The sequence below is a fragment of the Serratia sp. CY43202 genome, assembly GCF_052168755.1.
In the GTDB taxonomy this organism is placed as follows: domain Bacteria; phylum Pseudomonadota; class Gammaproteobacteria; order Enterobacterales; family Enterobacteriaceae; genus Serratia; species Serratia bockelmannii.
In genome coordinates this window covers 1-22,266 of sequence record NZ_JBJNMB010000004.1, presented here as the reverse complement: position 1 = coordinate 22,266, position 22,266 = coordinate 1, and the positions used below count along the sequence as shown (strand labels likewise).

The 22,266-nt window shown below is 43.4% G+C and carries 17 protein-coding genes; 3 read left to right on the top strand and 14 right to left on the bottom strand.

The genetic code is table 11. The features are described 5' to 3' along the window. Window positions 1–219: 219 nt before the first annotated feature. Window positions 220–3,225, bottom strand: coding sequence for a DUF4214 domain-containing protein (locus ACJ8J5_RS09305; RefSeq protein WP_414104561.1), 3,006 nt, complete (start codon window positions 3,223–3,225; stop codon window positions 220–222). 341 nt (window positions 3,226–3,566) lie between these two features. Between ACJ8J5_RS09305 and ACJ8J5_RS09300 the strand changes: the two genes are divergently transcribed. Then, a complete protein-coding gene (locus ACJ8J5_RS09300; protein WP_173890494.1) occupies window positions 3,567–4,868 on the top strand; it encodes a cellulase family glycosylhydrolase in 1,302 nt (433 codons plus the stop codon). A gap of 432 nt (window positions 4,869–5,300) precedes the next feature. Here ACJ8J5_RS09300 and ACJ8J5_RS09295 read toward each other — a convergent pair whose 3' ends face one another. The 13 genes from ACJ8J5_RS09295 to galU form a co-directional block, all read right to left on the bottom strand. Beyond that, a complete protein-coding gene (locus ACJ8J5_RS09295) occupies window positions 5,301–5,903 on the bottom strand; it encodes an HAD family hydrolase (protein ID WP_126178843.1) in 603 nt (200 codons plus the stop codon). Then, window positions 5,900–6,484, bottom strand: a complete 585-nt coding sequence (locus ACJ8J5_RS09290; RefSeq protein ID WP_173890492.1) for a phosphoribosyltransferase — start codon at window positions 6,482–6,484, stop codon at window positions 5,900–5,902. The genes ACJ8J5_RS09295 and ACJ8J5_RS09290 overlap by 4 nt, the downstream gene beginning before the upstream one ends. Before the next feature lies 1 nt (window position 6,485). Continuing rightward, window positions 6,486–7,616 (bottom strand): glycosyltransferase family 4 protein, encoded by a 1,131-nt coding sequence (locus tag ACJ8J5_RS09285; RefSeq protein WP_173890490.1) that lies wholly within the window; start codon window positions 7,614–7,616, stop codon window positions 6,486–6,488. Window positions 7,617–7,648: 32 nt separating this feature from the next. Beyond that, complete coding sequence (gene wbaP / locus ACJ8J5_RS09280; RefSeq protein ID WP_173890488.1) at window positions 7,649–9,082, bottom strand: undecaprenyl-phosphate galactose phosphotransferase WbaP; 1,434 nt, start codon at window positions 9,080–9,082, stop codon at window positions 7,649–7,651. 107 nt (window positions 9,083–9,189) lie between these two features. Further along, complete coding sequence (locus tag ACJ8J5_RS09275; RefSeq protein WP_173890530.1) at window positions 9,190–10,275, bottom strand: glycosyltransferase; 1,086 nt, start codon at window positions 10,273–10,275, stop codon at window positions 9,190–9,192. Further along, window positions 10,275–11,336, bottom strand: coding sequence for a glycosyltransferase family 4 protein (locus tag ACJ8J5_RS09270; protein ID WP_126178849.1), 1,062 nt, complete (start codon window positions 11,334–11,336; stop codon window positions 10,275–10,277). The genes ACJ8J5_RS09275 and ACJ8J5_RS09270 overlap by 1 nt, the downstream gene beginning before the upstream one ends. Window positions 11,337–11,362: 26 nt before the next feature. Continuing rightward, entirely contained in the window at window positions 11,363–12,670 is a 1,308-nt protein-coding gene (locus ACJ8J5_RS09265; RefSeq protein ID WP_173890532.1) for an O-antigen ligase family protein, read from the bottom strand. A gap of 1 nt (window position 12,671) precedes the next feature. Beyond that, entirely contained in the window at window positions 12,672–13,793 is a 1,122-nt protein-coding gene (locus tag ACJ8J5_RS09260; protein WP_126178851.1) for a glycosyltransferase family 4 protein, read from the bottom strand. Between the two features lie 220 nt (window positions 13,794–14,013). Next, window positions 14,014–16,188, bottom strand: coding sequence for a tyrosine-protein kinase Wzc (gene wzc / locus ACJ8J5_RS09255; RefSeq protein WP_173890534.1), 2,175 nt, complete (start codon window positions 16,186–16,188; stop codon window positions 14,014–14,016). A gap of 12 nt (window positions 16,189–16,200) precedes the next feature. Then, a complete protein-coding gene (locus ACJ8J5_RS09250) occupies window positions 16,201–16,635 on the bottom strand; it encodes an arsenate reductase/protein-tyrosine-phosphatase family protein (RefSeq protein WP_126178853.1) in 435 nt (144 codons plus the stop codon). Window positions 16,636–16,667: 32 nt separating this feature from the next. Beyond that, complete coding sequence (locus ACJ8J5_RS09245; protein WP_173890536.1) at window positions 16,668–17,804, bottom strand: polysaccharide export protein; 1,137 nt, start codon at window positions 17,802–17,804, stop codon at window positions 16,668–16,670. A gap of 294 nt (window positions 17,805–18,098) precedes the next feature. Next, window positions 18,099–18,992, bottom strand: a complete 894-nt coding sequence (locus tag ACJ8J5_RS09240) for a sugar phosphate nucleotidyltransferase (protein WP_173890539.1) — start codon at window positions 18,990–18,992, stop codon at window positions 18,099–18,101. 41 nt (window positions 18,993–19,033) lie between these two features. Further along, window positions 19,034–19,933: a UTP--glucose-1-phosphate uridylyltransferase GalU gene (gene galU, locus ACJ8J5_RS09235; protein WP_126178855.1), complete on the bottom strand. Its 900-nt coding sequence runs from the start codon at window positions 19,931–19,933 to the stop codon at window positions 19,034–19,036. A gap of 67 nt (window positions 19,934–20,000) precedes the next feature. On the opposite strand from galU, the gene ACJ8J5_RS09230 reads away from it, so the two are divergent. Continuing rightward, complete coding sequence (locus ACJ8J5_RS09230) at window positions 20,001–20,180, top strand: hypothetical protein (RefSeq protein WP_173890541.1); 180 nt, start codon at window positions 20,001–20,003, stop codon at window positions 20,178–20,180. Between the two features lie 387 nt (window positions 20,181–20,567). Beyond that, on the top strand, window positions 20,568–22,154 hold the full coding sequence (locus tag ACJ8J5_RS09225) for a TerC family protein (RefSeq protein WP_173890543.1): 1,587 nt from the start codon (window positions 20,568–20,570) through the stop codon (window positions 22,152–22,154). The last annotated feature ends 112 nt before the right edge of the window (window positions 22,155–22,266 follow it).

Genomic DNA, 22,266 nt, shown 5'->3' with positions numbered 1-22,266 from the left:
GCCGTAAGCAAAAAAAATCGCCTCACGAACTACAGAAAAAAACAAATGAAAACAGTGAGGTAAATAGTAGACAGGGCAACGCGAGTTTAGTACGAAAGGGAATAAATTAGAGATAATGACGTAGTTCACAATTTTCAAAGAATACGGGGTGTTTACACACCCCGTATTATTGATTGACTAACAGTTTCAATGGGCATTATAACCCACTGGAATTCATCCTTACGCGTAGTGCAGAGTATCCACCAATTGCTGGTGGTTTTGCCCTGTCAGGTATACCACGGTATCGTTGAGGTCCAGCGTGTGGTTATCGTTGTTGTCGATAATTACATACGAGCTTGCAGTGTTGCCGCCACCGCTGAATACAACGGATGCCACACCCACTTTCGCCGTCAGCGAGTTGCTGCTATCCAGACCCAAGATACCACCCAACAGGCCGATAACGCCGTTGGTCAAACCGCCCACCAGTGTCCCCAACAACGCATCCAACGTGTCGGCAGAGCGCGTACCGTAGTTCGCTACCGCAGTGCCGCTGGCGTCATCGGAAATAGTCAGGCCGCCATGGTTCACGTCGACAATCGAGTCCTTGAGGCTATTAAAGTCCTTGATGGTCACACCCGCCTGCGTGTTACTCGCCTTGATGTCATAGGTGTTGGCACCTGCGCCACCGGTCAGCGTGGTGTTGCCAATCACGCCCAGGGTATCGGCAGCACTGGAGCCTTCTACGGTCATCTGGTAACCGTTCAGGCCCAACGCCGTCAACACCGGCGCCAACAGGTTGGTGGTAATGACGCTCAGCGGCAGAATGTTCAGCAATTGAACGATGATACCGTCACCGGTACCGCCATGGCTGGAGTCGAGATTCAGACCCCCGGTGTTGGTGGACGCATTGATATCACGCACGTTGCTGAAACCGCTGCCCAACGTCAGATCCAGCGCGTGATCACCGGTCACGTTGATGGTCTGAACCTGCGCATTGGTGCCGGCCAGTGACAGAATGTTGTCAAAGCTGCCGGTACCGCCTGAGGCCACGTTCACCGTGGTCAGAGCGGTGCCCAACAAGGCGCTGCTGCTGCTGTTAAGGGTAATGGCGCCGGCATTCACATTGGAAGAACTCACCGCATCAAAGTTGATATTGAAATGATCGGTGGCGTTCTGCACGAAGGTGAAGTTCAGCGTACTGGCGGAAGTCGCGTCCCCTTTCACTTCCAACTGCGCGGCGTTGCCACCGGCGGCGTTAATGACGTTGACGTTAGCCAGACCGGAGATCACAAAACCTTGTGAGCCCAGGTTGGTGGCCGCCGCGTTCTGCGTAACCGTGCCGCCCGTGGTGCCTTCCACCGTAGATGTGCCGTTGGTCAGGCCAAAGTCAAAGGTATTGGTTGGCGTAGTGACGCTAGTGGTGGTCGGTGAACCAATCAGCGGTGTCGTAATCAGCGTACCAACAGACTTACCGATATAGCCAGTCAGGTCGATCTTCTCGAAGTTCGAGAAGTTGTTGGCGTTGCTGGTCACGGTGCTGGTACGAACGCCCAAGGCGTTCTGGTTGGTCACGACGGTTTTGGTGATGAAGTTGGCAGAGATGGAATCCGTGCCGGTGCCGCCGTCAGCCTTGACGGTATTGGCAACGGTGTTCGCACCGCCGGAAACCGCGTTACCCGCCCAGTGCAGGCTGTCGTTGCCGGCGCCGAGATTAAACTGCGCGGTACCGGTCGCGATGTTAGCCGTCGAAGTCACGACCACGTTGTCTGAACCGGAGCTGGCGTTCAGAATGACGTTGCCGTTGTTGACAGTCACCGCCACGCCAGGGTTGACGCCGTTATCAGACAGGTTAACCGTTGCAGCGCTGGTGCCGTTGATGGTCAGGTTAGCCAGGTGATCGGCGAACTTCAGGTTGACCAGGCTGGCGGCGTTGGCGTTCAGTTGAACATTCGTCAGTACAGCAGTTTCGGCGTTGCTGATTTGGTGAGATGCGCCGGTGTTGACGGTGCCCGTCGCGTTGCCGCCGGCGGCCGTTGCCGTCAGAGACGCAGCGGTTTTGTACAACAGGCTGGTACCGATGTCATATTCGAAAGCATGCTGTTGGGTTACGGTAATATTATCTGTAGCCGTTGAGTTCCGCAGGTCGTTAATAATAGCCTGAGTAATCAATGCCTTAGATGAAAGCCCACTATAAAGTGCAAGCTGTGCAGCCGTAGCAGCAGCACCATGAACTGCGGTATATACATGCTGGATAAAATCATCGCCAGATAATTGCGCACCTTTGCGCTGGAATTCGCTAGAAGCTAATGCGCTGGTAATAAAATTGGTGTATGTCGCACCAGATGCTAAATGCTTACTCCAGCTATCCAACCCAACCGCATCAATACCTCGCTCCGGTATCGCCCAAAATACAGCAGATGCCTGCTCTTGGAATTTAAGGTCAGGCAATTCCCCAGCAGCATAGACCTTTGTCGCCACAGAAAATGCTTCTTTTGCGGCAGCATCTGAACTACTAACGGTTCCACGCAGCGAATTTATGAAATTAACAATGACTTCGCCTCGAGTTGCGCCACCCTGCAATTCAGCCAAGTAAGTGTTTAACTCCGAACTATCTGGTGGACGCTTAAAGCCTTGCTCAAAAAGCCTAGTAATAAAATCCTGATTATTTAACGTGTTAATATAACTACGTTCATTGACAAAACTCTGAGCGGCGAAAGCGAAAGTTCTCGAGCCATCGTTAATTGCTGCCCCCCAATAGTTCACCCCGGCAGCTGATTGTACAGAGCCGAGAACATAATAAATTGCCAAAGCATCAGCGGCCCCACTCCCGGCTATAGCGGCAGGATTTGCTGATGGGTATAACACCGCGTCGATTTTATTATCAAACGCATTTTGCTGGGAAAGGATTGTTGCATCAAACCCATTATAATGTAATAAACCATCAACTAATCCCCCCACAATGCTTGCGACGGGTTGTCCTCCGGCGAGTAACCCCGCTAAAACACCAGCATCAGGTGCGGCACCATAGACATTAGTATATACCGCACTAACGATATCGCTGATACTTTTCCCATTATACAGAGCCTTACCTGCGCTGGAAGAGAGAAGTTGAGCTACATACTGTGCTGAGGTTGCTCCATTTTCGATAAACTGCCCGGCACTATCGTACGTTGCCGAGGATGCTGCTTTTCCTAATACTGCATAATAAAGTGCAGCACTAGCCTGCTGTGAGACAAGAGATGACATATGTATTCTCCTAGAGAAGCCATTCAAAAACGTTACAGACAGCAATTTGCTGCTGAATAACAAACAACAAAAAGAAATAAAAAAGAAAAAAATCAATTGGTTGCAAAGTTTTACATTCCTACAGTCCTCCTGCAGTCAAAGAAGTAGATACCTACAAAGAAAGTATCTAAACTCAATGATGTCAAGGGAGAACATGTTTATCCTGTTATGTTATGTCCCGAAACCTTTTCAGTTCAGGAGATGAAAACCAAAAAATAGGAATAGTCTCATTTACTTTTGAAAATCACAATAAATTGTAAAATCAGAAAATTAGTTAACAAAAACCTAGAAGGACAAGGCAAATGCTGTTACGACAAAGAAAAGCAACCCTCATAAAAGTAGCACTAACTGTAATGTTTTCGACTATATCTATTCAAAACAGTTACGCCTTCGAGATGGGTATTAATACGCACTTGCGCTGGTACCCTGAAGAACAAGATCACTATCTAGAGTTGATTAATAACTATGGTTTCAATTCATTTCGTGATGATTATCTCTGGGCACTAATTGAGCAGCAAAAAGGCGTTTATCAAACAATTTCAAAAATCAATCGAGTAGACACGTCTTTTTTAATATCAAAAGAAAACTATGGAATGAACCCCATCGCAGTTTTAGCCTACGGTAATGATTTATACGATAAAGGTGGGTATGCGAGTAATGATGAAGCTATCGCCGCTTACGCAAACTATGCATATTGGACTGCAAAGAGATTTAAAGGAAAAGTCAAGTATTACGAGATCTGGAATGAATGGATGTCGGGAACAGGCACTCATAATAAATCACCAACCCCCCCTCCTGTTCAGATATATTTCAAGCTGATACAACAAGCATCCATAGCAATAAAGAGAGCCAATCCTGACGCTATTGTTATTGCCGGTTCATTTAATCCCTTAGTAAGCTATGGACAAAAATGGTCGAATGACTTGATAAAACTTGGCATGCTGAATTATATAGATGGCATATCAATACACCCATATAGCTTTAAATCTACTGATAAATCGCTCAATACTCCGGACGGAAATATTGAGAAGATAGATGAATACCAAGCAGAATTGAAGAGACTCGCAGGCAAGGAAGTCCCTATTTACATTACAGAAATTGGAGTGCCAACCAGTACAGGAAAATTCGGATACAGCGAAGACTATGTCGCCCAATACATAGTTAAATATACACTCCTTGCAAAATCCAGGGGGTATATAAAAGGAGTGTGGTGGTATGATTTAAGCGATGATGGCGATAACAGCAAAAATATAGAGCACAGATTTGGATTGCTCAATAAGAATGAGAGTAAGAAGCCTGCTATGGAATCTTATGGGAAAATTGCCGACTTGATAAAAAACTATACGATTAAAAATTATAATGTAACAAGCGATGGCAAAGTGAATTTAATCTTCAGTAATGGAAAGAGAGAGGCTCGAGTCACTTGGAAAAGAAATTATAATCAGGAAGGGGGAAATTCAACGATGAGCAAAATTATGCCACTAATGACCAGCGACAATCAATCGCCTCAGAAAATCACTGCACTTGTCATTGAAGATGCGGCACAGAAAAATCCACCATCAGTTAGCGCAGACACGCCCATAATAACATTTAGCAATCAGTAAATTTGAATTCTACTTCTATATAGATGGGCGTAGTTCTGATATAGGTTGGCACTTTTCAGTGCCTATAACGCCCGATGAACCTCGTCGGGCGTTTTTATTATAGCAACAGATATGGTCGCCGTATGTTATAGATACTCGTCGACTTCCCGACTATTTTCCCTACTTGCACAATGCCTTCATGTCTGCCAAGCAAGTATCTCCGTTTTAAGTACCGTATCTATCCATTCCGCCAGCGCAATATCCATCCGTCATCGGGCAAGGGCTACCCTATCTCTAATGTAGCACCTGCTATTCCTGTGAAAAGTACGGGACACACTGATCCTAGTTATTTACCAAGGTAATACAGTATGTCTACAAACCAGAACCATTAAATGAAAAAAGCGAGGCTATATATAGCCTCGCTTTTTTCATTTAATACATAGCAATGTATTTTTATATAATTGCATAGCATTCTACATCAAGAGCCTCTGAAAATAGTCGTTCAGATATTTTTGATGGAGAAACAATATAGGTGAATTTAGCGACCATAGCCAGCGGAATGTCATCATAATGATCTGTAAAAAAAAGATCAGGCTGACCTGAGAATTGCTCACGAACAAATTTTAATTTAATCTCATTTAATGTCTCAATAAACTCACCAGAGTGGGTAAAGTGGGCACAGATCGTGACATCAAAGCGATTAACCTCCAGGGAGAAAGGAGAGGCATAAATATCAGGTGCCGCAGTCGCTAAACATTTGATAGTATTATCCCCGAGAGCGAGCAAATCCTGACGAAGATAATGCCGAGCCAACACCTTTCCATATATTTTACCAACATAAGGCCAAAATTTTGTACGACTCTGAATTTTTAATAAAGCCACCTTAAATCCGAGGCGGTTCATTCTCCCAGTCATTCTATATACCGCAAATTTAACAACAGAAGTTAAAAAAAACCATCTAAGAAAAAAAATAGAAGTAACAAAAGAAAGAATAACCCATACTTTAAATGTGTTGAATGACACAAGAGTTCCATCAAGATCATATACAGACTTCAACTTTTCCTCCTAACATCGCTAGCCCAAGGATAACGAATAAGATACCCCTTATAGAGATAGAAATCAGGAATAAAAGCAGGTTCATCAAATGTAACATTTAACGCTGCAGTTTTAACAACCGAGTTCTCTGAAAGAAATGGCTGCAAAAAATTAATGCAATCAATAAAAGTACCACCACTGTCAACGGCATCATCAACAATTAGAATTCTCTTCCCACCTCGTAAGTGCTCCAAGTCCCCAGAGATATGGACTACAGAACCAACTGATAATATCCGCCCTGACTTACTGAATTTTCGTTCGTTGAATTTTATTTCAGCTATTCTCAACAGATCATTGACAGATCTTGGCAAGAAAGGTAAAAGTGAATCCAATCTGAGTTTAGACTTTTTCTTTGTTAAATTTCGTTGCCTCTTTATTATAACGAGTGGCACATTAATATTCTTCTCAATTCTTTCGGCGACATAACGTCCGCCAGTGGCAACACCAATAATAACATCAGGGGAAAATTCTTTAATTATTTCTTTAGACAACCGATCGCATAGCGAGTCAAAGTCGTTGCCGATAGCCGTGATAACTTTCATGTCAAAATTTTCCTATGATATTTTCATAAACAGAATAAGTATCTGCTGCGCAGCGCTGCCAACTGAAAGTATCAGCTCTTTTTAACCCTTTCTCTGACAATGAATTTCGTAGCTGAATATCACGAAAAATACTTTCCATTGCTACAACCAACTGAGATAAATCATTTGGGTCAACCAATAATGCTGCGTCACCAGCTATTTCTGGGCAAGAGCCTTCTGTTGATGTGATGACAGGAGCACCGCAAGACATCGCTTCCAGAATCGGTAGACCAAACCCTTCGGCAAAGCTAGGAAATACAAGGCAGAGTGTATTATTATATAAATGCACCAACTCTTCATTTGATATGCCCTGAAGAATTTTTATTCTATCTGGGTTATTGAATATTTTGTTTTCTAAGGGCTTGTTCGGGAATGCAGGATCAAACCCTCCAACTAAAACCAACTGCACTTCAGAATCTGCAAGTCTCTCAAATGCAGCAATAACATTATCAATATTTTTTATCGCAGCAAATCGTCCGACAAAAAGAAAATAAGGTTTAGTCACACCAAGAGCAGTAATTACATCGTGAGACTTCGTTTTATCCTTTATATGAAACTGCTCACTTGCAGCTTCATGAACAACCGTAATTTTTTCTTCATTGACTCCGAAATTATTTATTATCTCATCTCTCGTATAATGAGAAACTGCAATAATATGGTCTGCCTTTTTCAAACTGGCAGGAGTGAAAATTTCCAATCCCTTAGTCAACTTAGGATTGAAATACTGTTTATGTGTACGAAACATAACATCATGCACTGTCACAATATGCTTCGTTTTTTTGGTTGTAATCAACGGTGATAAATAATTTGTATGCAAGACGTCGAGTTTGTTACGCCATTCAGCAAGTGCAAAACCACCAAGCAGGTTCATTGGCGTCCAACCCGACACCAACTTCTTTATTTCCACTCGGTAGTCCTTTAAGAAAGGTTGCCCGGTTTGCTTGGTTAAAACAACTGCTGGATCGTCTGCCAAAAGCAATAGTCTATCATCTCGATTCATGCAAGAAACTAAATTATTAGCTAATTCTATTGTATATGTTCCAGTACCCTGGCTAACCTTTTGCATAAATCGACTATCTAGTGCGACTCTCATTGTCCATTCCCATAAAATAAACTACTACGAAGTTAGTATGCTCCATCACGCTTTAACACGACACCTATAGTTTTAAATAGAATCGCAATATCATTCCAAAGCGCCCAATTTTTAACATACCACGCATCAAAATACACACGCGTATCATAATCAATATCATTGCGACCACTAACCTGCCACAACCCTGTCATTCCGGGTTTTGCCATCAAGTAGTAGTCGACATCACCTGCATAACGTTCCAATTCTTTTTCAACAACAGGTCTTGGACCAACCAAACTCATTTCCCCACGCAGCACGTTCCATAATTGCGGCAACTCATCAAGGCTCGTTTTTCTAATAAAGGCGCCAATCTTTGTAATACGCGGATCGTTCTTCAATTTAAAGTCTTTATTCCACTCATCCCTTGCTTCGGGATCTCGTGCTAATAACTCGGCAAGCACTTCCTGCGAATTTATAACCATAGACCTGAATTTCAAACACTTAAATTTCTTTCCATTGTGCCCCACTCGTTCATGTCCATAGATAGGGCGCCCCCCATCTCTTGAAACTTTGTAAGCTAAAAAACCAAGCACAGGAGAAAGTGCGATCAAAATAAGAGCAGAACCAATAATGTCGAATGTGCGTTTAATGAAACGAGAAGAACGCTTTGCTAAATTATTGCTCACTCGAAGAATCATTACTTCATGACTGAAAATAAACGACATATCAGTACCATAAAGAGGAACACCACGGAGAGTTGGAATAACAGAAACCGACCGACAGTTATGCTTAGCCAGATTCTTAAGCCACCAGTCACGTTGCATGTGCTGTTCAAATTCAAGTGCGACGATAAATTGAGTACTATCAACATTGACATAATGCCAAAGTTCTTCTTCCGAATTAATAACTGGGATACCAAAATAATTATCTTCGCAAGGCTGATCCGTACAAACAAAGGCCACAACCTCAAAGCCCAGGACCTCTTCGCTTTGCAATGCCGCATAGGCTTCAAAGGCATTTTTTCCCGAACCAATAATAATTGTTTGTTTTTTCCACAAATTCATTTTGTTAAGGATTTTTTTGGTTAATGCTCTCCCTAGTGGCACTAAGATAATTATCAACAACCAAGAAGATAACCAAACTGAACGTGAGAAGTTCCACTTAGAAAAAGCCACAAGAGCCAAATCAAGAACAGCAAAAATCACTAGCGTTCTGATGACCTCCTTGAGCTCAAACCAGAATGGTTTTCTATATGTATAGTGTCTGAGCCTTGTCCAGAACCAAAGAACACATACTACCGATATAACAAACTGAGCAATAGAGCGAATAGAAAACTCATCTTGAGGTATGTAATTATCTAACCCGTCAAATAACCTGTAAAGAATAAAATAAGAAAGGTATACTGACACATTAAAGAAGAAAATATCTGAAAATGCTAGCATTATTTTCGTTGTAAAATCACCAAAAAAAACATTTGTTTTTTTCATTATGCATCCCGAATACTATTTTATAAAATTTAACACACTATAGAGGTAGGAGTTAGCCACAGAGAATAAAGTCAAAATAATTTTATATAACTTAGTCGGTTAGATATTTAGCTTCTAACTGCGCGATAGAGTGCACTTACTTTTTGGGTCATAAAACAACTCATGAAGTTTTCTCGGTAATTATTATAACTTCTTGCACTCATCGTTTTCCAAAACCCCAAATCCTTATCGCAAATAACACTGGCAAATCCTTTTATATCCCCATATTCGACTAAAAAACCTGTAACCTCATTTATAATTATTTCAGGCAGTGAACCTTGTTCAAAGGCCAGAACAGGTAAGCCATAACTTTGAGCTTCTGCAGCAACAAGTCCAAAAGCTTCCCAACGGCTTGGCATCAGTAAAACTGTTGCATACAAGAAATAAGGTGCAATATCTTCATACCTTAACCATCCTATATATGTTATTTTGTCACCATAGAGCGGAAGGCTTTTATACTCTATAACATAGTCACCTATAACTGTTACATGTACATCTTCATTTTGAGAAAGTAAATTAGTCACATTTAAAACATGGTCAAAACCCTTTTGGTAATCCGTTCGCCCGACAAAAAGAATATTCTTCTTATTGGCGTATATGTAAGGGTTATCTTTTGTTATCACCAACGGATTCTGAACACCATTATAAATAATGACCAAACACTCAGGAGTAAGCCCTCTCTTTATAGCTTCCCTGTACTCATACACACTGACACAAATTATCTTATCTGTTACTCTTTCTAACAGGCGCTCTATGCATGCATAAAATCTTTTCTTATAATCAGGAATATCCATTAAAAAAGAAAAACCATGTGGACAGTAAATAACTTTCGGATGATAAGAAATAGATATAATTGGCAAGACCGCACGGCATAAAAAACCAGCAAAACTGCTGTGTAAATGAATAATGTCTGGTTTATTAGTTAAGACGGTTCTTAGAAAACAAAATAGAAGCGAAAATAATGACGTTATATTTCGCCCACTTCTCTTAAATGGATAAAGCACATTTTCTTTGACACCAGCCAATTCTGATATCTGCTGTTTCGGAACAATACAAAACACTTCATCTTCAGTATTTTGCTGTTCTATAACTAATTGCCGCATAATTGTCGCAACACCACCCTTTATTGTTTCGGCGACATGCAATATTTTCACTAATCACTCCAGGACTTATCTTTAATATAGTCTTCAAGTATATTATTAATTTTAATTGCCGAATCCATCCAATTAAATCGCTTGACGTTTTCAAAACCTCGTTTAATCAATGAAACTCTCAAACCATCATCATAGTATAATTTTTCTATCTGCGAAATTAGGCTTTCTGAACAGGTTGGTGAAAAATAAAGAGCGCTGTCTTTCAGCACTTCCGGCATCGAAGCTGCATCTGAAGCCAAGACAGGGCAACCACAAGATTGCGCTTCGAGCAAAGGAATCCCGAAACCTTCATATAGAGATGGAAAAACAAAAGCAAAAGCCCCTGAATAAAGTGCTGCTAACTCATCATCAGTAACTCGACCATGGTATTTTATAAATGAACTCTTACTTACTGAAGAATGGATTACGGTTGAGAAGTTTCCATTCGACGCACCGACAATCCTTAATTCCAACCCTAAATTAACATTTATCTTTAAGAAGTTATCAATAATTAGTTTGAAATTTTTATGAACACTTGGGGATGATACACATAAAATATATGGATTGTTTTTTTTAACATTTTTGCGGGGAAAAAAAATGTCAGCAACTGCGTTATTAACAACAGCAACATTCTCAATTCTGTAGATTCTCTCTATTTCACCTCGAGAAAAATCACTCACCGTAATTATTTTCTTTCCTTTTTTTAAAATCCAGGGGGACAATATCCTATAGAAGAAACGAAAACCTACAGAGTAACTCTTCGGATAAACTCGATAAGTTATATCATGATGAACAATGATGTTGTTAAAGAAAAATACTGGCGCCGTATTACAAAAGTTCAAGAGAATATTTCCGCTTTTGGCCATAAAGAAGAACAGTTCCGTTTGTTCCCACAAATGTCCAGATAGCCACCCAATTCTCTTGATATTAAAAACTCTTGTGCTTTCGTTATCTGGCGTAGACCGCGGACAGAGTACAACGATATCATCTCTAACCTTAATTAAGTTAAGCAAGGTTTGAATAGCAAAACGTTGAACACCTGTCACCTCTTGCGTTAAGAAACGACCATTAACATAGATCACAATGTTTAACTCACTTTTGCATGCATTCAGTTAGCGGCATACTCACCGCGGAAGTGCTCTTCCGGCTTAAAGGATACTAAAAGTGCCGTTATTATTATCGGGAATATATAGCCTGGATAGTTAGTGAATGGATTATTATAAGCAAAGTTTGTCAGCAGTGATATCAGCCAGTACAAATAAACGCCATGAGGCAATGTTGTAAAGGTCTTTTTATATAATCCTGTTAATAATAACAGAGCACCGAAAACAAAACCCAGAACACCAACAAACCCATAGTTAGAGAGAAGATAAATATATAAACTGTCTAAGGGTATTGCGCCCGTTTTATCATCGCCCACAACCATGCCACTACCATTGACTGCATAACCAGAACCAAAATAGACAGAATAGGCGGAGTCTAATACTTTTTCAATATAAAATATCCTCAAGAAAATGCTGTTCTCTGCATATGAATTCTCTTTTGAAGAAAATACCTCATATATAAATGTATTAGTAACGGAAAGAAAGAAAATAATCGATATGACGACTGTCGTCCAAGTGATAAATCTCAAAGCGCGTCGACTCGATATAACCCTATTGATGATAATATAAATAACATATATTATCATCATCACAAAAGCTGTCTTTGATGTCGAGCAGAGAATGCCTGCAATCATAAGGAATGTAAATAATGTTCTTCTTTTGACTGATACAAATGAGGCCAAAGCAAGCCCAAAGAAAAGGTATTCACTGAGACTAAAAGGTGTAGTTAATAACCCTAGAGCTCTTAAATAACCATCCGTTGTTCGTAAAACAAGACCGTTATCTCTCCCAAATGCGGTCAGCATCGGACCTGGGTTAAACCCCAAAACTTGAAAAATAAGCCCCGCGGAGAAAAACTCAGCAATCGTGGCCAAAGCATTAATCGAACAAAAAATGATATAAAACTTGATAATGGTAGATATTATTTTTTTCTTCTCTTCATTATTAAACATGCTAGCCAATGCGGCAATAAATATAGCGGAAATAGCGAAAAATTCCACGCGAAACTGTATTGTTATTCTTGCCAGATCGAATTTAGAAAAAAGTAATGTTGCCAAAACATAAGACAATATAAAAAAGCAAATTGCGAGTAGCGTTAGCATCAATGTAGTGAATTGCCTACCAGCCTTATATCCATTTGCAACAAAAAAGAAAATCATCAACAGTGGGAATACTATCGAGAAAAAATCCTTATAGAGCAGAATAAGACGAGTTGTGTTATAAGCGAAAATTGTAACTAATCCATTTAACGAGGCTAATGCCAGATACGTCAGAATGAAAAATATAAATATCCTTGAGGTCGATGTGTTCATTTTATTTATTGTAAACCTCTACATATTGTTTCACAATGTAGTCAATATCGAAGCTATCTTGGGCATTATTCTCTTTATTTGCATGTGCATCTTCAACTCTGAAAGAACTCAGTGGTTTAACATTACTATTCATAGTGGCTATTTCTGATATCCCCCCCATGAAATTAGTATACACAACCTTACCAGAAAGCGCACACTCAGCAACTGAACGCCCAAATGGCTCATTCCATTTTGTCGGCAATATAACGGCATCAACATTTGCCATAAACTCTTCTATCGCAATAAAGCCAAGTAACTCAACATTCGATTTTTCTGCCAATGCTTTCATGGAATCAGCTTCATTGCCATTAAATCTACCTGCTGCATAAAACTTAACATCTGACCTATTTTTATACTTATCAGCGAGAAGACAATATTCATCAAACCCTTTATCGGTAGTCAGCCGCCCGATAAACCCAACCCTAAGCGTTGAACTCTTTTTATCCTCAAAACGAAGAGGCTCTATGGGATTGTATATAAAAGAACTCCTATTTCCGTCGAAAAATCCATTTTTTATGTGTAGCTCGGAAATATAGCGGCTAATGCCAACGAAGTCAGAAACAGCTTTACTCTTCCACTTCTTAAAAAATGAGAAGAATTTCACACTGATTTCTGACGGGTTCATCACCTTGCCATTTTTAAACAACGTGGAATTTGGATGAAAAAGATAATAATCTCTTGCGGTATGAACCAGTTTCACCTTACACTCTTTTACTGCATCCCAAGCTGAAATAGAAAAACCGCCCAAGTTATTTGTATGAACAACATCCGGGTGGAAGTCTTTTATTTCCTCTTTAACAGCACGCTTCATTGTAATGTTGTACTGATCTCTTGCATGCCATATTATTTTTTTTAATGGCGAAGCGTTGTCTCCATTATATGGCCAATAGACATTCTTAAGAGGTAAATAAGTAACCATAACGTTATTGATCGTTTTTTGCTCTCGCTCACGCTTATTATGCAATGTGATAACCTTTACTATATGGCCTATATTAGCGAGTTTTTCAGCCAACAACTGCACAGACACTTCTGCGCCCCCTATCTTATAGGGATGGTAAAGTGTATTGATCATCATTATCTTCATTTTTATACACCTTAAAATATTCTATACAGACATTCACAACTGTCGAACCGAAATGTGCAACTTACTCAGAATAAAAATATTTCAAATAGACTTGACCGAATATTTTCATAAGTTCATATATTTACCGATTACCCAATCAGATTTTTACTATTATAAACAGAAAATATATGAACATATGCCATGCCGGGCTTCCGGCATGGCATTATTGAATGGCTACCAACTACGTTTTATCGGTTGAACGATACTCATATTGATAGTAGCCATAATCACCATAGTAACTACTAGCTCGCTTCTCAACAGCATTAAGAATGACGCCTTTAACATCTATGCCATTTTGATTAAAGCGGCGAATACTCACCTCTATTTCTTTGACCGTATTGGATGCAAAGCGTGCGATCATCAGGCTAGTACCGGCCCGGTGTCCAATAATAGCAGCATCAGTAACTGCCAGGATAGGTGGTGTATCGATCATAACAATATCATAGTTCTTACTCGCCCAGTCAATCAGGTCATTAAAACGAGCACCCATGAGTAACTCTGACGGATTTGGCGGTATCTGCCCACGCGGAATGAAGTCCAAATTTTCAATTTCTGTCTTGCGAACACTATTAATCATCGTGGTCTGAGCAGATAAAATATCAGACAATCCATTATGCCAATCGGTATTCAATAATGAGTGTGAATATCCCTTACGCATATCAGCATCGATAACCAAAACACGTTGTCCAGCCTGGGCTATGACAGCGGCCAAGTTTATGCTAACGAAAGTTTTACCGATATTTGGGCTTGCACCACAAACCATCAGAACATTGTTTTTAGCCTCGAGCATAGCAAAATGCAAGCTGGTCCTTAAACTTCTGACTGCCTCGATCGCCAAGTCTGCTGGATTCCCAACTGCCAACAACGTTTTTGAACGTGTGTTTGTTTTTTTATTACCACGCATTGACAATTCTATATCTTTCTTCTGTTGCCATTCAGACAACGGAATACTTGCATAAACGTTGATGCCTTGATCTTCAAGTTGTTCTGGACTTTCGATTCCGCGATGCAAAATACTTTTCAGCAGTACCACAGCAACGGAAGCAATTCCGCCAAGAAGTGTAAAGACGATAACAATTAATGTCTTCTTGGGTTTAACAGGTTTCGGTTGAGTAACTGCGGTGTCAATGATCCTGACATTACCTACGGTGCTTGCTTTCGTAATCGAAAGTTCTTGCTGACGGTTGAGCAACTGCATGTAAATTTCTTTACCAGCATCAACATCGCGAGTTAAACGCAAGATCTCCTGCTGCGTTTGTGGCATCTTACTAACACGTTGGTTTAATTTATCTTTTTCCTTTTGTAACGTGGCTCTTTTTTCCAAAAGAGCACGATAAGCAGGGTGCTCTTTTGTATATAGCTTAGAGATTTCTGACTCTTTGAAAGTCAGCTCATTAAGCTGAGCTTCGACCCCAACAATAGTATCAAGAACAGATTTTGCTTCCAAAGAAAGATCGACAGAGTCGTTCGCTTGGCGGAAGCTGTTTAATTTGTCTTCAGCTGTATTTAAAGAGTCACGAACCTGCGGTAATTGTTCCTTTAAAAATGCAAGGCTTTTGGCGGCTTCTTCTGATTTACGTTCAACATTTTGGATCAAGTAATTATTGCTGATACTTTCAATAATTTTTTTGATTAAGACAGGATCATCACCCATCAGAGTTAGTGAAAGAACGCCGGTATCCTTACCTTTATCTTCTACTGTAAGATCATCAAGAAGTTGCACCGTTGCTGCCAATGTTGTTAGCTTTTTGACATTAAACGCAGTTCCTGGCTTCGCTGAGATTTCACTAACCAGCATAGAAACGCCGCCTGCACTCTCCAATTGGCCAACTTTACCTTGAAATATCTTATTTTTATCCACGGTAACAATATAGTTTTTATCATCAATAACTTCGAGCTCGATAGCACTCTCGAGTAGAGGCTCAGCTACAGTGAGTCTGGATAAGGCCACCTGACCCGGTTTATCCCCCATGAGCCTTGCCCAACCACGGCCAAAAATTGGAAAATACTTCTGCGTGACGACTGTATCTAAATGAAGATCTTCGACAGTTTTCCCCACAATCATACGAGATGAAATCAGCTCAATCTCTGTAGATGATGCAGGCAGGGAATTTGGTAGCATTTGGGAAAGATTACTTACCAACATGTTACCTTCATTTTGCTCAACCTGAACAGTCGCATCAGCTTGGTATATAGGTGTCGCAAAAAGACTATATATAATGCCGATTACGGCAAATAATGATGTTATACCAACAATTAACCATCTATGATCGACTAATGTTCCTAATAGTCGGCCAAAATCGATCTCATCATTTTCCTTACTTGCCAAGGAACTCGTTCGGTTTTTATCAATCATTGTAATCTCTGTTTAGCGATTTAATGCCAGCGCCCATTTCTGAGCACCTTCAGCAAGTAAGCTATAGACAAATTCAAAAGCCTCAGCACTTTTGCGATAAGGATCTGGAATATCTTGTTGACCAAGCCAATGGGCAAATAACATCGTTTTACCTCTGACTTCTGGAGCGAGTCTGCAAACGGCATCAACATGCGCTTTTTCCATGACTAATATCAGATCGTATTCACGACACAATGAAGCGGTCAGTTGTTGCGCTTGATGATTTTCCAATGACAAATTATGCTTTCTCGCTACTTCTGCAGCTTGGGTATCAGCAGGTTTGCCAACCAAAGCAGAAAGCCCGGCAGAGGCAATTTTCTTATGAGGCAGCTTTTCCTTCAACAACCGCTCGCCCGTAGGAGAACGGCAGATGTTACCCACACATACAACCAAAACAGAATTAAACATATATGATTACCCCTTCCCGCTTTTCTCAACAACTACGGCCAATTACGAACGCGTAATGAACCTTCGGTCAGGTTGTTAAATCCGACAATAGTTGGCAATAATTGATTAATCACGCGATTCCAGCGGGCTACTGGTGCAGTGGTCACATAAACAATGTCGTAGGGTTGTAAATGGAACTCTGTTCCCATGACCATTGCCGTCGCATCTGATGCATTCAGTTGATATATGCTAGCCAGCTTTTTACCTTCCGTTCCACGAAGAGGCCTGATAACAAATACACCTGTTGCATCAGATACCGCCTGGTCCATGCCTTCTGCATTACCAAGTGCCTCAGTTAAGGTCATACCGCTACGGTCCATTTTCAGCGTGGCTTGCTTTTTCACCTCTCCCATAACGAAAACTTTTAGATCGTCGTTACGTGGCACGTAGAGGATATCACCAGGATAAAGTAAACGGTTTTGCGTCAAATCACCGCGCTGCATCAGCGCCTGTAACGAGATACGTTGCTCCTGCCCATTATGGGTCAACACCACATTGCGCCAATCTGCATTCTCAGCTAGTCCACCGGCGGCATTAATAGCATCCATGACGGTCAAGGGTACGTTAGTGATCGCCTGCTTACCTGACGTTGCCACTTCACCTGTTACATACACTTTCTGCGAACGGAAGGCTGCGATACTGACATCTACTTGTGGGCTTTCGATGTATTGTGCAAGTCGCCCGGCAATATCATTGCGGACCTGACTCATAGTCTTACCGGCGACTTTTACTTTACCAATGTACGGATAGAAAATGGTGCCATCGGAATTTACCCAGTTGCCCGTGTCGCTAGCGCTACGATATTGGCCGGCCGGCGTAGTCAGCTCAGGATGATCCCAAACGGTTACCATCAAGACATCACCGATACCGATACGGTATTCATAGTTCTGCAGTTCGCGTTCTAAAGAAGAGTTAGATTGTGCAACCACAGGTTTAGGCCGCATTTTCTCAACCAAACCAGGGGTGAGTGGATAGATATTAACCAGCTTATCGATGTCAAAATCATTATCTTGTTGTTTGACGACATCTTTTCCACTGGTAGAAAGATGAGAGCCCGGCACGATAGTACAGCCGCTAGCCACACTGATAGATACCAGAAGCGGTATCAGTTTCCATTGTTTTTTTGCCATCGAGTTATCATCACTTTCAAAGTAAAAAAATGCATGTAATGCCAAGCTCCATGCCAACCATGGCACCTACAGCGGCACTTGGCGAAATGAGTTGTCAACGCTTGTGCAAACGCACCTTAAAATGCACTTTCATTGAGCAAGCGTTGAATTCAAATTTGTTAGGCTTAAACTCTCGGAACATTATTGCATAGTTCATAAAAAAAAGAGCAGCGTAAGCCGCATAGTTTTGTCCGAGACCTAGCCGCAATTGCTGGAATAATGCCTCGTCTCAGCCATAGCAGCATAGGGTGAGCCTTACAAAGAAAGTCGCTCAGCCCACTCACGGAAAGCCTGACCCTGCGTGGGGTGACGTAGGCCATAAGTCACGAATGCGCGCAAGTAACCCAGCTTCTCACCGCAGTTAAATGACTCACCAACTAATTCTGTGGCTTCTACCGTCTGCTGTTTCAGCAATCCGGCAATCGCGTCCGTCAACTGAATGCGCCCCCAGGCGCCTGGCTCGGTTTTTTCCAAAATGGGCCAGATAGCGGCTGAAAGCACATAGCGTCCAACGGCTGAATAGTTGGATTGCAGCTGAACACCGCTGTCCGGCTTTTCGATGATGGCGGTAATGGGTGAGGATTCACCTTGCCGCAACGCCTTGTTCTGGCACTCCACAACAGAATAGTCGCGCAAAACATGCTCATCCACGGGTTGGATCAGCACCTGACTCAACCCCGTCTCTTCGAAACGGGAAATGAGGTGAGCCAGGTTATCTTTTTTTAGATCGGCTTTAGCATCGTCAAGCAACACATCCGGCAACAGCACCACGAAAGGAGCGTCTCCGATCAGCGGTTTGGCGCAAAGTACCGCATGACCAAGCCCTTTAGGCTGCCCTTGCCTAATATGCATCAACGTTACGCCTTTCGGCGTTATCGATTGGACTTCATCCAACAACTGGCGCTTAACGCGTGCCTCGAGCATCGCTTCCAATTCAAAGGACGTATCGAAATGGTTTTCTATTGCATTTTTAGATGAATGCGTAACCAAAATGATCTCTTTGATACCCGCCGCTACGCACTCATTAACAATGTATTGGATCAAAGGCTTATCGACGATCGGCAACATCTCTTTAGGAATCGCTTTGGTCGCCGGTAGCATGTGCATACCCAGGCCAGCGACAGGAATGACAGCTTTTAACTTCGTCATACTCGTCCTCTTCAATCTTGTGAACGCACTCAGCCACAATGTTACTCGTTATTCAAATTCAGCTTCAACCATCGAGCGAAATCTTCACCTTCAGTGGTATGACGCAGACCATATTGCACAAAGGCTTTCATGTATCCCAATTTATCACCACAGTCATGAGACTTACCGCTCATATGGAAAGCCTCCACCGTTTGCTCATCCATCAGCATGGCGATCGCATCAGTCAACTGGATCTCATCGCCGGCACCAGGCGGCGTCTTCTCCAGCAGCGGCCAAATCGCGCCTGAAAGCACGTATCGCCCAACGACAGCCAGGTTGGAAGGCGCTTCCTCACGAGAGGGTTTTTCTACTACCGCCGACATCGGCGCGCTTTCACCGGCGGCTAGCACCACACCTGCGCAGTCCACTACACCATATTTGGACACATCCTGCTCTGGTACCGGCTCAACCATAATTTGGCTACGCCCTGTGTCCTCAAAGCGTTGGATCATCTTAGCCAGATTTTCTTTACGCAGATCCGCAGTGGCGTCATCCAACAGCACATCAGGCAGCAATACAACGAAGGGCGAGTCTCCCACCATCGGCTTCGCACACAACACCGCATGCCCAAGCCCTTTCGCTTGCCCTTGGCGCACCTGCATCACGGTCACATCCGGTGGGCAGATGTTTTGTACTTCAGCCAGCAGCTGGCGTTTTACACGCGCTTCCAACACCGCTTCCAACTCGAAGGAAGTATCAAAATGGTTTTCAATCGCATTTTTGGACGAATGAGTGACCAATACGATGTCTTTAATACCGGCGGCAACACATTCGCTGACGATGTATTGGATAAGTGGCTTATCGACCACTGGCAACATTTCTTTAGGAATCGCCTTGGTTGCCGGCAACATGCGGGTTCCCAAACCCGCTACAGGGATGACAGCTTTTAGTCTTTTCTGCATTTCCACTTCCACAAGCAAATAACTGATTTATTTGGCATATACCCCACCTATCAGGCAAGGTATTGTAATGAAAAAAGTCGCTCAGGCACGCTACCGCCCTTGGCTTGTAGCTGCCAAAGTGCTATTGATTCAGTATTTGTTGGTGATTATCTGGGATTATCATCACGCCTCTACGCACAGCAGGGTCTGCGTACCAACACAAATGCTTTGTGACTCACAAAACGGCAAAAAAGTCTGTGCCTTATAACTAAACAATGCTAGTTGTTGCCACTTATGAGGCTAAGATTCTTATACTATTGACCTATTGATACAAGCCTTAGATACCCGGCGTTGGGTGTTTTCAGAATAAGACTACTAACGTGTTGAGTCCATGCGAATATTAGCATAACCCAGCCAGCTCAATATGTTGATTTAGTTAGCTTTTAAGGCATGTCTTTTTTCTGAACAAGCGCGTCCACGATTTGTACAGTACTTTCCTCGCTGCTCTGAATTACGCGATGAAGGTTAATGATTTATACATTACTATTTTTCTGTTTTATCCTATACAGCCCGGATTAAAGTTGAATTTTGCCGCCTCAGCGCCCATCATTCCCGTGCGGCATAAGCCGTAGAACTTACAGGTGAAATTGGGCGTATGGAATGGATCGCTGATCCAACAATTTGGGCCGGCCTGGCCACTTTGGTCGTGCTGGAAATCGTGCTGGGTATAGACAACCTTGTCTTCATCGCCATTCTGGCGGACAAACTACCGAAACAACAACGAGATAAGGCCCGTGTCGTCGGTCTGTTGCTGGCGCTGGTCATGCGTCTGGCGCTGCTCGCCTCCATCTCGTGGCTGGCGACGCTGACCAAACCGATGTTCATCGTCGCGGAGCACCCCTTCAGCGGCCGCGATCTGATCATGCTGGTCGGCGGGATATTCCTGCTGTTCAAAGCCACCATGGAGCTCAATGAGCGGCTGGAAGGCAAGGATGAAGAGCAGCATGGCGCGCGCAAAGGCGCACGTTTCTGGCCGGTCGTGGCGCAGATCGTGGTGCTGGACGCCGTCTTCTCGCTCGACTCGGTGATCACCGCGGTCGGCATGGTCGATCATCTGGCGGTGATGATGATCGCGGTCTGCATCGCCATCGGCCTGATGCTGCTGGCCAGCAAGCCGTTGACGCGCTTCGTCAACGCTCACCCGACTATCGTTATCCTGTGCCTGAGCTTCCTGCTGATGATTGGCTTTAGCCTGGTGGCGGAGGGCTTCGGCTATCATATTCCGAAAGGCTACCTCTACGCAGCGATCGGCTTCTCGGTAATGATCGAGGCGCTCAACCAGCTGGCGCAGTTCAACCGCCGTCGCTTCCTGTCAAAGGTGCGGCCACTGCGCGAACGCACCGCCGAGGCGGTGTTGCGTATGCTGAGCGGCAAACATGAAGAAGCAGAGGTCGACAGCCACTCCGCCAACCTGCTGGCCGATAGCGACAGCGAAAGCGGCGAGATCTTCAATCAGCAGGAACGGCGCATGATCGAACGCGTACTCGGCATGGCGCAGCGCACGGTCAGCAGCATCATGACCTCGCGTCACGACGTCGAATACCTTGAACTGAACGATCCGCAGGAGAAGCTGACGCAGTTGCTGGAACGTAATCAGCACACGCGCATCGTGGTGGTGGAAAGCAGCGCCAGCGACGAACCGCTGGGCGTTATCCATACTATCGACGTCCTCAAACAGCAATTGGCGCAGGCGCCGCTGGATCTGCGTGCGCTGATACGTCAACCGCTGATCTTCCCGGAGCAGCTCACGCTGTTAAGCGCCCTGGAACAATTCCGTCAGGCGCAGACGCACTTTGCCTTTGTGGTTGATGAGTTCGGCTCCGTCGAAGGCATCGTCACCCTGACGGACGTGATGGAAACCATCGCCGGTAACCTGCCGGAGGCCGGCGAAGAGGTGGACGCACGCCACGATATTCAGCAAAACGAGGACGGCAGCTGGATCGCCAACGGCTATATGCCGCTGGAAGATCTGGTGCTGTACCTGCCGATGCCGCTGGAAGAAAAGCGCGAATACCACACGCTGGCGGGGCTGCTGATGGAGCACAGCCAGCGTGTGCCGCAAGAAGGCGAGCAAATCAGAATCGGTGACTACCTGTTCGAACCGTTGGAGGTCAACAGCCACCGTATCCTGAAGGTGAAGATCACCCCGCCGCCTCCACCGGAGGACTACGAGGTTGACTAGTCCTGATATAGGTTGACACTTTTCAGCCTGATAGCGCCCGATGAACCTCATCGGGCGTTTTGTATTTCAGCGACAAGTGCGGCCGCCGCGTGTTGTAGAGGTTCACCGACTC